Source organism: Sinosporangium album, assembly GCF_900100605.1.
Taxonomy (GTDB): Bacteria; Actinomycetota; Actinomycetes; order Streptosporangiales; family Streptosporangiaceae; genus Sinosporangium; species Sinosporangium album.
In genome coordinates this window covers 43,387-56,645 of sequence record NZ_FNCN01000021.1, presented here as the reverse complement: position 1 = coordinate 56,645, position 13,259 = coordinate 43,387, and the positions used below count along the sequence as shown (strand labels likewise).

The window sequence follows — 13,259 nt, the reverse complement described above, 5'->3', positions numbered from 1 at the left end:
CATGAAGGAGAGGCCGGACGTGACCGAGGCCGAGCAGGAGTCCGTGAAGACCGCCCCCGATGTCGCCGCCCTGGAGCAGGAGGGCGATATCGCGGCGGACTACATCGAAGGTCTCCTGGATATCGCCGACATCGACGGTGATATCGACATGGACGTCGAGGGTGATCGCGCGGTCGTGTCTGTCGTCGGGGTCAAGGGAATCGACCTTGTCGGTCCCAACGGGGAAGTGCTGGAGGCGCTTCAGGAGCTGACGCGCCTCGCCGTTCACCGCCAGACGGGGGAGCGGTGCCGGCTGATGCTCGACGTCGCCGGATACCGTGAGCGCCGCAGGAGTGAGCTGAGCAAGCTGGGCTCGCAGATCTCCGATGACGTCAAGCGCAGCGGGGAGCCCCACGCGCTCCAGCCGATGACGCCGTTCGAGCGCAAGATCGTCCATGACGCGGTCGCCGCGGCCGGTCTCCGGTCCGAGTCCGAAGGCGAGGAACCGCGTAGGTACGTGGTGGTTCTTCCCGCCTAGATCCGCCTAGATCCAACGCGCGATAGACGGAGCCCGCTTATGGTGAGCGGGCTCCGTTTGTTTTCCGGGGTCGCCGGCGGGTGCCCTACGGCAAAGCAGTGGGCCCTGCCTCGTACAGCCATGGCACGCCGCCCGTTAGCCTTAGAACTCGTATGGACACGGTCACGTGGTGCATTCCTGGCCACCATGGGTTGTCAAGTCGAGTGAGCGATGGCGGAGAACACGGAGCGAGAAGAACTGCCCGATGCGCCGGAAGTGGCCCGCGAGGTCTTCACCGGGGAAGCGTGGCTCAGGGCGCAGACGTTCGCCGAAATGCTGGCCGGGCCGGGCGTGGTCAGGGGGTTGCTGGGGCCCCGGGAGGTGCCGCGCATCTGGGACCGCCACCTGCTCAACTGTGCCGTGGTGGCCGAGGCGGTCCCGCCCGCGGCGAAACTTGTGGACATCGGCTCGGGGGCCGGACTGCCCGGATTGGTCCTGGCGATTGTGCGCCCCGACATTACGGTGACCCTGCTCGAACCGCTGCTCCGCCGTACGGTATTCCTTCATGAGTGCGTCCAAGAGCTGAAACTGGACAACGTCGAGGTGCTGCGCGGGCGGGCGGAGGAGCTCGTGGGCAAGCGTTTCTTCGATGTCGCGTGCGCGCGTGCGGTCGCCCCGCTGGACCGGTTGCTCGCCTGGTCGCTGCCTCTGCTTCGCGAAGGAGGCGAACTGCTGGCGATGAAGGGGGAGCGTGCCGCCGAGGAATTGGCCGACGCGCAAGCCCAATTGCACGCCAGTGGGGTGCAAACGGCTGAGCTTGTCTCAGTCGGGCACGGTAAGGTCGAGCCGCCTGCAACTCTGGTTCGGGTGGTCGCCGGCCGCGCGCCCGAGCGAGACCACAGGGCGTCGCGGCGCCGACGGAAGAGGTGACGGTTGTGGCGGGTACGGCGAGTGGCCTCGGATGGCCGCGATTCAACGGTGCCGTGTCCCGCGAACGCTCGTCCGGCCTGGGATGGCCGGAGGTTCCCGAGCGTTCCGCCGCACCGGAACCCCCACGTGCGGCGCAGATAACGACGACCGTGACCCAGATTCCCCTTAACCCCGGCGATTCGCCGCTGGTACGAGAGGCACTCAGTTCAGTGGTTTCACGTGAAACATCGGCTCAGACGAAGATGTCCGCGCGCACGGTGGGGAATGCCAACGGCGGCCGTGACGGTGACTGGCCCCGTCCCCCCAAATGCCGCATCATCGCTGTGGCCAACCAGAAGGGCGGGGTCGGTAAGACCACGACCTCCGTCAATCTGGCGGCTGCGCTGTCGATGCACGGTCTGAAGGTGCTCGTCATCGATCTCGATCCGCAGGGCAATGCCTCGACAGCCCTGGCGACCGAGCACAGGGGGGATATTCCGGACGTGTATCAGGTGCTCGTTGGTGATCGGCCCATGGCCGAGATCATCAAGGAGGTTCCTGATATGCCGGGCCTGTGGTGTGCTCCCGCCACCATCGACCTCGCCGGCGCCGAAATCGAACTCGTCTCGCTCGTCGCACGCGAATCCCGCCTCAGCAGGGCGATCAACGCGCTCGACACGCACAGCTTCGACTACATCATCATCGACTGCCCGCCGTCGCTGGGGCTCCTCACCGTCAACGCCCTCGTCGCGGCGGACGAACTGCTGATCCCCATCCAATGCGAGTACTACGCGCTGGAGGGACTCGGCCAGTTGCTCCGCAACGTCGACCTCATCAAGGCCCACCTCAGCCCCAAGCTCAACCTGTCGACGATCCTCCTCACGATGTACGACGGGCGCACCAGACTGGCCTCCCAGGTCGCCGAGGAAGTGCGCACCCACTTCGGCGACACGGTCATCGGCACGGTCATCCCGCGCAGCGTCCGTGTCTCCGAGGCGCCGAGCTACGGCCAATCCGTGATCACCTACGATCCCGGTTCAAGCGGCGCGATGGCCTATGTCGACGCCGCCCGGGAGCTGGCCCACCGCGGCGTCGCCGCCTGACCTCGACAGCCGGCTTCCGCCGTACCGGTATACGGCGGAAGCCCGACGGTTGACCGCCTCAGGCCCCGGCGGACGCCGACCGCCGAGTGCCGTGCGCGGCTGTAATCTCTGCTGGTGACCGGAAGCGGCCGGGTGAACGTAGGAGACGCATTGAGTCAGCAGCGACGCGGCGGACTTGGCAGGGGACTCGGGGCGCTCATCCCGACAAAGCCCATCGCTCCTGATCCGGAGACGGTGGCGGCGGTCGTGCCCGCCCTCATGCAAACCGTGGTGGAACCCGCGCCGAAGCCGGTGATGGGAGCCTATTTCGACGAGATCCCGCTCGCCGACATCGTGCCCAATCCGCGCCAGCCGCGTAAGAACTTCGGCGATCAGCAGCTCAAGGAGCTCACCGAGTCCATCGCGGAGGTGGGCCTTCTCCAGCCCATCGTCGTTCGCGCGCTCGGGGGAGGCCGCTACGAGCTCGTCATGGGGGAGCGGCGCTGCCGCGCCTCCAAGCTCGCGGGTCTCGCCCGCATCCCCGCGATCGTCCGCAGCACACACGATGACGACATGCTGCGGGACGCCCTGCTGGAGAACCTCCAGAGGGAGCAGCTCAACCCGCTGGAGGAAGCGGCGGCCTACCAGCAGCTCCTCGACGACTTCGGCGCCACCCACGAACAGCTCGCGCAGCGCGTCAGCCGCTCCCGCTCCCACGTCACCAACATGATCCGCCTGCTGAAGCTCCCGCCCGATGTGCAAAAGCGCGTCGCCGCCGGCGTCCTCAGCGCCGGCCACGCGAGGGCCCTCTGCTCCCTCGACGACCCGCACCTCCAAGAGCACCTCGCACGGCGCATCGTCGCCGAACAGCTGTCGGTGCGCGCGGTCGAGGAGATCGTCGCCATCGGCGACGTCCACGCGAGCAGCGCCCCCACCCGCGAGAGGGCCGCCAAGAAGGCCCCGCCCCCGGCGCTACGCGAACTCGCCGACCACCTCTCGGACCGCTTCGAGACCAAGGTCAAGGTCGACATGGGCCGCCAGAAAGGGCGCATCGTCGTGGAGTTCGCCAGCCTTGAGGACCTTGAGCGCATCCTCGTCACCCTCGCACCGGAAGCGGTCGACTCGATGCACGACGACGACGATAGGTGACGCTCGGCTTCGACCGTAGGGCGAGACCTGGCCGGATCCAGGGGGCCAGGGGATGGGCCTTGCGGCCCTGTTGTACGGCATGAGCCTGAGCGGCTGAGGTCTGGGGTCTGGGGGGCTTGGGTCTGTCCCAGGACTCGTTGTTTCACGTGAAACATGGGCTATCGGTCAGCTGAACCGGAGAGCGGGCCGGGAAACTGTCTCTTTCATTGGCGGGGAACTGTGGGGAGGCAGGGCACGCGAGGCGCGGTGCCTTGTTAGTCGGGGGACTGCGGGGTTTCACGTGAAACATCGCGCCTGTAATTGCAGAGCGCCGTGGCGGCGGGGCGGGTCAGATGGTTTCACGTGAAACATCGCCCTTCACTGCCTCCCGGGTGGCGGCGATGAAAGCGTCCACGTCGTCGGGTGCGGTGTTGAAAGCGGTCACCAAGCGCACCACCCTCGCGGAAGCGTCCCAGGTGTGGAAGACGAAGCGCTCACGTAGCACGGGGACGGCCGCCTGGGGGAGGGCGGCGAAGACAGCGTTGGACTGGACGGGGTAGGTGATGGAGACTCCCGGTAGGTCGGCGATGCCGTCCGCAAGCCGGGTGGCCATCGCGTTGGCGTGGTCGGCGTTGGCGTGCCACAGCTTGTCGGTGAGGAGCGCCGTCAACTGGGCGGAGATGAAGCGCATCTTCGACGCGAGCTGGAGCGACTGGCGACGCAGGAACGGGATCGTGGGCGTGAGGGCAGGCGAGAGGACGATGACGGCCTCAGCGGCCAGAGCGCCGTTCTTGGTGCCGCCGAAACTCAGGATGTCCACGCCGGCATCGGTGGTGAAAGAGCGCAGGGAGGTGCCGAGATACGCCGCGGCGTTGGCGATGCGGGCACCGTCCATGTGCAGGAGAAGCCCGTGGGCATGGGAGGCCGCGGCGAGGGCGGCGACCTCGTCGGGGGTGTAGCAGGTGCCGAGTTCGCTGGACTGGGAAATGGAGACGACACGCGGCTGTGATTCGTGGTGGTTGCCGAGACCGCCAAGGCGTGACGTGATGTCGACCGGCGTGAGCTTGCCGTCAGAGGTGCTCACGGTGATGAGCTTGACGCCGAGGAGACGTTCGGGCGCGCCTGCCTCGTGGGTGGCGATGTGGGCGGTGCCGGCGCAGATGATCGCGTCGTAGCGGCCCAGTGCCGGGGCGAGGCCGACCATGTTGGCCCCGGCGCCGTTGAACACGGGGAATCCTTCGGCGTCCTCCCCGAACTCCGCGCGCACGCGCTCCTGAAAGGCCTCGGTCCACGGGTCCCCGCCGTACGCCGGGGCCGATCCGACGTTCGCGGCGGCGATCGCGGCCATCACATCCGGGTGCACTCCGGCGTGGTTGTCGCTGGCGAAGTCCGTGGGAGGCGTCTCAGTCATTGCGCCAGGGTAAAGGGTCGGCTTTCCAGCCCCGCACGGCCCTGCTTTGGCCGCCGGAGGAAGCGTTCGGGGCCGCCTCTGGGGCACGTTGGTCGGGCCTGCAGGGCGCTGCTGTACAGGCCCAGTGCCCTACACGCGGCCCCTGCACGCGGCCCCTACACGCGGCCCCTGCGCACGGCCCCGAGGTACGGGCCTGGCGTCAGCGGCGGCCGGCGGCGGCTTGGAGGAGGCCGCGGCAGAGGGTGCCGAGATCGCGCCCGGCGGATTCGACGGCCATGGGGAACAAGGAGGTTTCGGTCATGCCGGGGGCGACGTTGACTTCGAGGAAGTGGCACTGCCCGTCGGCGTCAACGATCAGGTCGGTGCGTGAGAGGTCGCGGAGGCCGAGGGCGTTGTGGGCGGTGACCGCGGTTCGCTCGCAGGCCGCGATGAGATCGGGGGTGAGGCGCGCGGGGGCGAAGAACTCGGTGCGGCCGGCGGTGTAGCGGGCGGCGTAGTCGTAGACGCCCCCGTCGGCGACGATCTCGACGGGCGGGAGGGCTTCGGGGCCGTCGCCGAGGTCGACGACGGACACGGAGACTTCGACGCCTTCGATGTAGCGCTCGATGAGGGCGGTGTCGCCGTACGCGAAGCAGCCGACCATGGCGGCGGGGAGCTCTTCGGCGGTGCGCACCATGGAGGCGCCGAGGGCGGAGCCGCCTCGGGCGGGTTTGACGAAGAGCGGCAGTCCGAGCCGGTCGATGATGCGCGAAAGTACGGCGGAGGCCCCGAGGTCGTGGAAGGTCTCCTTGGGCAGGGCGACCGAGTCGGGCGTGTGGAGCCCGACGGATCGGATGACCGCCTTGGCGGTGGGCTTGTCGTAGGCGACGCGGCAGGCGTCGGGGTCGGCTCCGACGTAGGGGAGGCCGAGGAGTTCGAGCACGGACCGGATGGCGCCGTCCTCTCCGGAGCCGCCGTGGAGGGTGACGAAGACGGCGTCGGGCGGGTCGGCCAGCACGGCGGGGACCAGCGTGGCGTCGGCGTCTCTGGTTTCGACGTCGACCTCGACGGCGCGGAGCACCTCGCTGACGCGGCGGCCTGAGCGTAGAGACACTTCACGCTCGTAGGACAGCCCACCGGCCAGGACGAGCACGTGGCCGAGATCGCTCATCGAAAGACCCTCTCTTCACACACAATAGGACGGCTGACGCCACCCGTCGGGAGGGCGGCGTCAGCCGTACAGCTTCTCAGGTAGCTTCTCAGGCGATGTCCGGCCCCGGGGTGTCCACGCCGCCGTGGTCGGGGGCGTAGCCGGTGCCGAAGGTGTCGCGGAGCTGCATTTCCTGTTCGATGACGCGGGCGAGGCGGCGGACGCCTTCGCGGATGCGTTCGGGTTCGGGATAGCAGTAGGACAGGCGCATGTGCCGGGCGCCTCCGCCGTCGGTGAAGAACCCGGTGCCGGGCACGAAGGCGACGCGTTCGGCGACGGCTCGGGGGAGGATCGCCTTGGAATCGAGTCCTTCGGGGAGGCTCGCCCACACGAAGAATCCGCCCTTGGGGCGGGTCCACGTGCATTCGGCGGGCATCAGCGCTTCGAGGGCGTCCAGCAGCGCGTCACGCCGCTCGCGGTAAAGCTCGCGGAAAGTCTTGATCTGCTCGCGCCACGGCTGTGTCGCGAGGTATTGCCCGACGGCGAGTTGGGTGAACGACGAGTGGGAGAGCACGGCCGATTCCATGGCCAGGACGAGTTTCTCCCGGATCGCGTGGGGGGCGAGGGCCCATCCGACGCGGAATCCCGGGGCGAGCGTCTTGGAGAACGACCCGAGGTAGACGACTCCGTCGGCGTTGTCGGCGCGGAGGGCTCGCATGGGTTCGCCGTCGAAGCCGAGCAGGCCGTACGGATTGTCCTCGATGATCAGGACTCCGGCCCGCTGGCAGATCTCCAGGACCTGCCGTCTTCGGGCCACGCTCAGGGTGACTCCGGCGGGGTTCTGGAAGGTGGGCACCGTGTAGAGGAACTTGATCCTGCTCCCGGCGGCCTTGAGCGCGTAAATCGTCTGTGCCAGGGATTCGGGGACGATGCCCTCGTTGTCCATGGCAACGTGCACGACTTTGGCCTGATACGCGGAGAACGTGCCAAGGGCGCCGACGTACGAAGGGCCTTCGGCCAGCACGACGTCGCCCGGGTCGATGAAGATGCGTGTGATCAGGTCGAGCGCCTGCTGGGAGCCGACGGTGACGACCACGTCGTCGGGCCCGGCGTCGATGCCTTCGAGACGCATGACCTCGCAGATCTGCTCGCGCAGGTGCGGGTCGCCCTGGCCGCTGCCGTACTGCAGGGCGACGGGGCCGCGCCGCGCCACGAGGTCGGAGACCAGCTCGCCGACCACGTCGAGGGGGAGCGCCGTGACGTAAGGCATTCCGCCGGCCAGCGAGACCACCTCGGGCCTCGATGCGACGGCGAAAAGAGCTCGAATCTCGGAGGCGACCATCCCGGTAGCTCGTGCGGCATACCGATCGACGTAGGCGTCAATGCGCGAACCTTGTGTCGCGGCCATCCGACCGTGATCCGACTCTTGCGTCACGGTCCACCTCCTAGGTCAGTGGCTAGAGAGACAGCGTACGTCAGCATCGTTTGTGCTTTTTGTCCTCCCCTTGGGGAAGTCGATGCCTGACGTGCCCGGCGACGTACCCTATGACGCCGCTGTCACTGAGCTACGATGCCAGACTGGGGAGGCCGTATTCGCACGGTTTTCCGCAAAGACCCTTTGTCACGATTGGGGCCTGCAAGGTGTCGCGTCGGCTGGCCAACGTCACTCTGGACAATCTTGACGATCTGCCGCGCCGGTGCAGGCGGTGCGTCTTCTGGGAACTTGACCCCGTCAGCGGCGAGCGTGCGGTGGAGTCGGGAGACCCCGGCTTGGAGAAGGAAGCCTGGATCTCCGCGACCCTCCTCGAATGGGGAAGCTGCGGGAAGATCGCCTATGTCGATGGGGTCGCCGCGGGCTTCGTGCTGTACGCCCCGCCGCTCTACCTCCCGCGTTCGGTGGCCTTTCCGACCTCTCCCGTGAGCGCGGACGCGGTGCTGCTGACGACGGCGCACATCATCCCGGAGTTCTCGGGCGGCGGCCTGGGCCGGATGCTGGTGCAAGGGGTGGCGAAAGACCTCACCCGCAGGGGCGTACGGGCCATCGAGGCGTTCGGCGACCTGAAATGGGAGCAGCCGGGCTGCCTGATCCCCGCGGAATACCTGTTGTCCGTGGGCTTCAAGACGGTTCGGCCGCATCTGCGCTTCCCTCGGCTGCGCCTGGAGCTCAAAACGGCCATCTCGTGGCGCGAGGACGTCGAGGTGGCCCTGGAGCGGCTTCTGGGGTCAATGAGCCCAGAGAGGGCTCTCAGGCCCGTCTAGCGGCATTTCATGAGAAAAGCCCCCTTGCTGCTGCCAAGGGGGCTTTTCCGTGGGGTGGGGTAGTGCTCGGAGGACGGCCTAGAAAATGCCGTCGAGCTCGCGAAGCAGCATGGCCTTCGGCTTGGCGCCGATGATCTGCTTTACGACCTCTCCACCCTTGTAGACGTTCAGGGTCGGCAGTTGGAGCACACCGTAGTCCCTGGCGGTGTTCGGATTCTCGTCGACGTTGAGCTTGACGACCGTCAGCTTGTCGGAGAACTCCTTCGCGATCTCTTCGAGGATCGGCGAGAGCTGGCGGCACGGCCCGCACCACTCAGCCCAGAAGTCGACAATGACGGGCTTGTCGTGTTTGAGGACCTCAGTCTCGAAGGTCGCGTCAGTCACGGACTGAACAGCACCCACGGCTCTTCTCCTTCACTCAGCTTGATCGATCTTCAGCTTTCCCGGGCGGCGAGCCAGCGCTCGGCGTCGAGGGACGCCGCACAGCCGGTGCCCGCGGCCGTGATGGCCTGCCGGTAGATGTGGTCGACGACGTCGCCGCAGGCGAACACCCCATCGAGGTTGGTCCGCGTCGTCGGCGCGTCCACCTTGATGTAGCCCTCGTCGTCCAGCTCGATCTGCCCCTTGACCAGCTCGGTGCGCGGGTCGTGGCCGATGGCCACGAACACGCCTTGAACGCTGAGCTCGCTCTCCTCGCCGGACTTGACGTTGCGCACGCGGACGCCGGTGACGTTCGTGTCGCCGAGGATCGCGGCGACCTCGCTGTCCCAGAGGAACTTGATCTTCTCGTTGGCGAAGGCGCGGTCCTGCATGATCTTGCTGGCGCGCAGTTCGTCGCGGCGGTGAACCACGGTCACGGAACGGGCGAACCGCGTGAGGAACGTGGCCTCCTCCATGGCGGTGTCGCCGCCGCCCACGACCACGATGTCCTTGTCGCGGAAGAAGAAGCCGTCACAGGTCGCACACCACGAGACGCCGTGCCCGGACAGCCGCTTCTCGTCGGACAGCCCCAGCTCCCGGTAGCCCGACCCGGTGGCGAGGATCACGGTCTTGGCGTGATAGGTGTCCGTCGCGGTCTTCACGATCTTGGGTGTCACGGTCAGATCGACCTCGACCACGTCGTCCGCCACCAGCTCGGCCCCGAAACGCTCGGCCTGCTTGCGCATGTTGTCCATGAGGTCCGGCCCCATGATCCCGCCGGGGAAACCCGGGAAGTTCTCAACCTCGGTGGTGTTCATCAGAGCGCCACCCGCGGTGACCGATCCTTCGAAGACCAAAGGATTGAGGTCGGCGCGTGCGGAGTAGACCGCGGCCGTATAGCCTGCCGGTCCGGACCCAATGATGATCACATTGCGGACGTCGCTCACACTCCACGCCTTTCCTGTCTGCTGTCGCCGTTGGCGTCAACAGATCCTAGGTCCTGCAGATTCCCGGGGGGACGGATAAGGGGCTCCGCCGTACGGCGGAGCCCCTTGAGCAATCGTCGCGAACGTCTACCAGCGTGCGTTGGCCGGCTTGCGCAGGCTCTCGCACTGCGCGCCCATGACGTAGACGCGCACGGTCTCCTTGGCCTTGTCCTTCCAGAACGCCATGATCGACGCCTCCTGGCCCAGGTAGAGCCCCTGTTCGACGGCGAACGGGGTCTGCCCGACACGCGCCGACACCTTGTCGACACAGGCGGTCAGTTTGGCGTTGACGGACCCGCCTTCAAGCGAGGGCGCGGGCGCGAAGTACACGCTCAGCGGACCCTTGAGGTTGTCGTCGGAGTAGGTGAAGCCGGAGTCGGTGACGGTGTAGCTCCGCTGGGGGGAGGACGGCGCCGGCGCGGCCATGTGGTCGGGGCTCGGCGTGTCCTGGCCGCCCTGGGCTGCCAGCAGGCCGGTGCCAAGCGCTCCTCCGATGACGGTGACCGCCGCCGCCGCCGCGATGGCGGGGGCGACCCAGCGGCGGCGCCTGGCCGGCGCTCTGCGCCGTCCGGAGGCACGGCCCCCCGTCCGCGCGGGCACGACCGTGGTGCCGTCGTCCGCCACGACACCCAGCCGCACGGGTGCGACATCGGCGCCGTCCGAGGCGCTGTCCGAGACGGCGTCCGAGACGGCGTCCGAGACGGCGTCCGAGACGGCGTCCGAGGTGGGCGTGGCCAGGACCGCGGCCTGAACGGTCATGCCCCGGTCGTCGGAAAGGCTGGATGCGCTCGCGAGCACCGGCGAGGCGGGCTCCTGCCGGAAGGCCGCGGTCTCCCACGGCGCGTCCCGCATGAGCTCATCCCAGTCGGGCATCCGCGGTGCCTCGGCCAGCGCGACGCCGCCACGGCCGCCCCGGGAGGCGGCCTCTTCGGCCAGTGCGCGATCGATGCGGAGCGCCACCCCCATCGGCATCGCCGGGGTCGGTGTCGCGGCGAGTACCTCTCGGACCGCCGCGAGGTCGGCCAGCGACTCCCCACAGGGGTCGCATATCGCGAGATGCCCGCGAACCTGACCGGCCAGCGCGGGGTCGAGTAGACCCTCCGCGAGATCGGCCAAGATCTCCAGATCGTAGTGCGTGTCACCCGTCACGAAGTTGTGCTCCCTTCGCGGATGAGACGCGAGTGAGTTCGGATCGGTTCCGCAGATGGGCAAGAATCGGGGCAAGTTTGGCTCTTCCCCGCGCACATCTGCTCTTCACAGTGCCGCTCGGGACATTCAGCACCTTGGCCGCGTCTTCCACGGAGTAACCCATCATGTCCACCAGGACCAGGGCTGCGCGCTGGTCGGCGGGGAGGACCTTGAGCGCGGCGGAGACCTCCAGGGAGACCTCGCGCTCGCCGGTCTGGTCGGGCAGCGGGGTGTCCCGCTCGGCCGCCTCGATGAGCTCGTCGTCGGCCAGCGGCCGTACGGATTTACGGCGCATCCGGTCAAGACAGGCGTTCACCACGATGCGGTGCAGCCATGTCGTGACGGCGGCCTCACCGCGGAAGCTCTCGGCCTTGCGGTAGGCCGAGACAAAGGCGTCCTGTACGGCGTCCGCCGCCTCGTCGGGGTCGCCCAGTGTGCGCAGGGCGACGGCCCACATGCGGTCGCGGTGCCGCTTGACTATTTCGCTGAACGCGTGCGGATCCCCGGTGATGTGCCGGGTCAGCAGCTCGGCGTCGGTCGGGGCCGACCTCGCCGGCTGTTCCGCCGCGGGAGGGATCTCGGGTGGGGAGTTCACAAGGGGAATCCTGCTTACGCTGGTCCGGGGGATTTGACCTCTACCTCATAGATGGTGCCACGGAACTGACCTTGATCCGCTGGAACCTTGGTAAACCAGAGCAAAACGTACCGGCCGTGGGCTGTTTTATCCGGCTTTAGCTTGATTTTGCCGCTGGTGTCCTTCTGCCGGGCGACCGTTTTCAGAGACTTCAAGTCGGTGGAATCGCCGACCTTGAGTTCCAGCGTGGCGCCGGGATCCTTGGACAGGGTGACGTCGACCTCGGCCACAGGCACCGACTTGCCCATGTCGAGGATCAGCCCCACGCCCTCCTTGAGGTTGCCCAGCTCAGGGGTGCTGTACCACGAGGTGTGCCACTCCGTGCTCGGCTTGCCATCGATCGCGAAGTGCGCGAGGCGCCCGTTCTCGCCGTCACCGGCGAGCGGGTCGAACTCGTCCGCCCGCGCCGGCTTGATCGGCTCGGGCTTGGCGGTCTTCGTCGGGCTCGGGGTGCTCTTGGCCTCCGGCGGCGGGGGCTGGCTGAGGTTGCGGCCGAGGGTCCACGCGCCGAAGCCCACGGCCGCGATGACCAGCACCACCACGATTCCGAGCAGGATGCGGTTGACCACCCCTCCGCTGGCCGGGGGAGATGTCGGCACCATGGTCGGCACATGAGTGGTCTGCGGGTACGGCCTGCGCGGCGGCGGCATGTCCATGGGCCCGGTCTGGATGGACACCGACGGCGGAATGGCCGACACCGGCACGGGGGCCGGGCGGGGGACGGCGCTGAGGGCCTCGGCGACCTCGGCCGGAGTGGTCAGCGGCGACTGGGTCTTGCGCAGCTCGGGAAGCACGATCCGGCACGTGATCGTGTCCAGGTAGCCCGGCACGCCCGCGGTGACCTGCCTGGGGGAGCAGAAGCGGCCGTCGGAGACGGGTGCGGGCGGCAGGTCGCTCTCGTCGACCTCGCCAGGCCAGTGCCCGGTGAGCCCCGCGTACAGCAGGCGGCCGAGCCCCATGGCGTCCTCGCGGGCCACGTCGTCGCTGGTCAGGTCGGCGAGCGCGGCATCCACGCCCAGGCCGAGCAGCTTGACGGTGCCGCCCTCCGTCCAGATCAGCCGGTCCGGCCGCAGCCGGAGGTGGGCGAGCCCGCCCTCGTGCGCGTGGGCGAGTGCCTCCGCGGCCTCGGCGACCAGCGCGGCGGCGCGCTCGGGGTCGAGCGGGCCGGCCGCGATCATGTCGGTGAGCGTCTCACCGGTGACCCATTCGCTGACGACGTAGCAGTGGTCCTCCTCCTCGGCGGCGTCGAACACCTGTGTGAGCCGCGGGTCCGACAGTCGGCTCGCGGCACGGGCGGCGGTCACGACCTCGTGCATGCGGGGGAAGTCCGTGTCGAATGTCTGTACGGCCACGGGCCTCGCGAGCACCTCGTCGATGGCCTTCCAGAGCGTGGCGCCCACGGATTCGGCCACGCGGTCCTCGAGCCGGAACCGCTCGGCGAGCTTGCTGCCGGGCTCCACGGCGGGGGCGCTCATAGCGCTACCGCCCGGGGCGCACAAGCACGCCGGGTAGGCACATCTACATGCATCTGACGATGCCGGATGAATCCGACCACGCCCCTCCTGCTTCCATTTGTCGCATGTAGGGCACCATGCTAGTGCCGTGCTGTTCCACCAA

13 protein-coding genes are annotated in these 13,259 nt (G+C 68.1%); 5 read left to right on the top strand and 8 right to left on the bottom strand.

The features are described 5' to 3' along the window. The first annotated feature begins 1 nt into the window (after position 1). The 4 genes from BLQ73_RS20910 to BLQ73_RS20895 all read left to right on the top strand — a co-directional run bounded on the left by BLQ73_RS20910 (position 2) and on the right by BLQ73_RS20895 (position 3,636). Complete coding sequence (locus tag BLQ73_RS20910) at positions 2-517, top strand: Jag family protein (protein ID WP_093172450.1); 516 nt, start codon at positions 2-4, stop codon at positions 515-517. Between the two features lie 210 nt (positions 518-727). After that, positions 728-1,426 (top strand): 16S rRNA (guanine(527)-N(7))-methyltransferase RsmG, encoded by a 699-nt coding sequence (rsmG, locus tag BLQ73_RS20905; RefSeq protein ID WP_093172448.1) that lies wholly within the window; start codon positions 728-730, stop codon positions 1,424-1,426. A gap of 242 nt (positions 1,427-1,668) precedes the next feature. Then, positions 1,669-2,508, top strand: coding sequence for a ParA family protein (locus BLQ73_RS20900; protein WP_093172446.1), 840 nt, complete (start codon positions 1,669-1,671; stop codon positions 2,506-2,508). Positions 2,509-2,658: 150 nt separating this feature from the next. Continuing rightward, positions 2,659-3,636: a ParB/RepB/Spo0J family partition protein gene (locus BLQ73_RS20895; RefSeq protein WP_093172444.1), complete on the top strand. Its 978-nt coding sequence runs from the start codon at positions 2,659-2,661 to the stop codon at positions 3,634-3,636. A gap of 328 nt (positions 3,637-3,964) precedes the next feature. On the opposite strand, the gene BLQ73_RS20890 is transcribed toward BLQ73_RS20895, so the two are convergent. The 3 genes from BLQ73_RS20890 to BLQ73_RS20880 all read right to left on the bottom strand — a co-directional run bounded on the left by BLQ73_RS20890 (position 3,965) and on the right by BLQ73_RS20880 (position 7,563). Continuing rightward, a complete protein-coding gene (locus BLQ73_RS20890) occupies positions 3,965-5,026 on the bottom strand; it encodes a threonine aldolase family protein (protein ID WP_093172442.1) in 1,062 nt (353 codons plus the stop codon). Between the two features lie 199 nt (positions 5,027-5,225). Further along, the gene (locus BLQ73_RS20885; RefSeq protein ID WP_093172440.1) at positions 5,226-6,176 is read right to left on the bottom strand and encodes a D-alanine--D-alanine ligase family protein; all 951 of its coding nucleotides are present in this window, start codon (positions 6,174-6,176) and stop codon (positions 5,226-5,228) included. Between the two features lie 88 nt (positions 6,177-6,264). Next, positions 6,265-7,563, bottom strand: coding sequence for an aminotransferase-like domain-containing protein (locus BLQ73_RS20880; protein WP_093172438.1), 1,299 nt, complete (start codon positions 7,561-7,563; stop codon positions 6,265-6,267). A gap of 233 nt (positions 7,564-7,796) precedes the next feature. On the opposite strand from BLQ73_RS20880, the gene BLQ73_RS20875 reads away from it, so the two are divergent. Next, complete coding sequence (locus tag BLQ73_RS20875) at positions 7,797-8,414, top strand: GNAT family N-acetyltransferase (RefSeq protein WP_093172437.1); 618 nt, start codon at positions 7,797-7,799, stop codon at positions 8,412-8,414. Between the two features lie 78 nt (positions 8,415-8,492). Here BLQ73_RS20875 and trxA read toward each other — a convergent pair whose 3' ends face one another. The 5 genes from trxA to BLQ73_RS20850 form a co-directional block, all read right to left on the bottom strand. After that, positions 8,493-8,816: a thioredoxin gene (gene trxA / locus BLQ73_RS20870; RefSeq protein WP_093172436.1), complete on the bottom strand. Its 324-nt coding sequence runs from the start codon at positions 8,814-8,816 to the stop codon at positions 8,493-8,495. A gap of 32 nt (positions 8,817-8,848) precedes the next feature. After that, positions 8,849-9,781 carry a thioredoxin-disulfide reductase gene (trxB, locus tag BLQ73_RS20865; protein ID WP_093172434.1) on the bottom strand — a complete coding sequence of 311 codons (933 nt, stop codon included), beginning with the start codon at positions 9,779-9,781 and terminating at the stop codon, positions 8,849-8,851. Positions 9,782-9,907: 126 nt separating this feature from the next. Beyond that, positions 9,908-10,969 carry an anti-sigma factor family protein gene (locus BLQ73_RS20860; RefSeq protein WP_093172432.1) on the bottom strand — a complete coding sequence of 354 codons (1,062 nt, stop codon included), beginning with the start codon at positions 10,967-10,969 and terminating at the stop codon, positions 9,908-9,910. Further along, positions 10,959-11,603: an RNA polymerase sigma factor SigM gene (gene sigM / locus BLQ73_RS20855; RefSeq protein WP_093172430.1), complete on the bottom strand. Its 645-nt coding sequence runs from the start codon at positions 11,601-11,603 to the stop codon at positions 10,959-10,961. Before sigM ends, BLQ73_RS20860 begins: the two co-directional genes overlap by 11 nt. Positions 11,604-11,617: 14 nt before the next feature. Then, positions 11,618-13,117: a protein kinase family protein gene (locus BLQ73_RS20850; RefSeq protein ID WP_093172428.1), complete on the bottom strand. Its 1,500-nt coding sequence runs from the start codon at positions 13,115-13,117 to the stop codon at positions 11,618-11,620. Positions 13,118-13,259 lie beyond the last annotated feature (142 nt).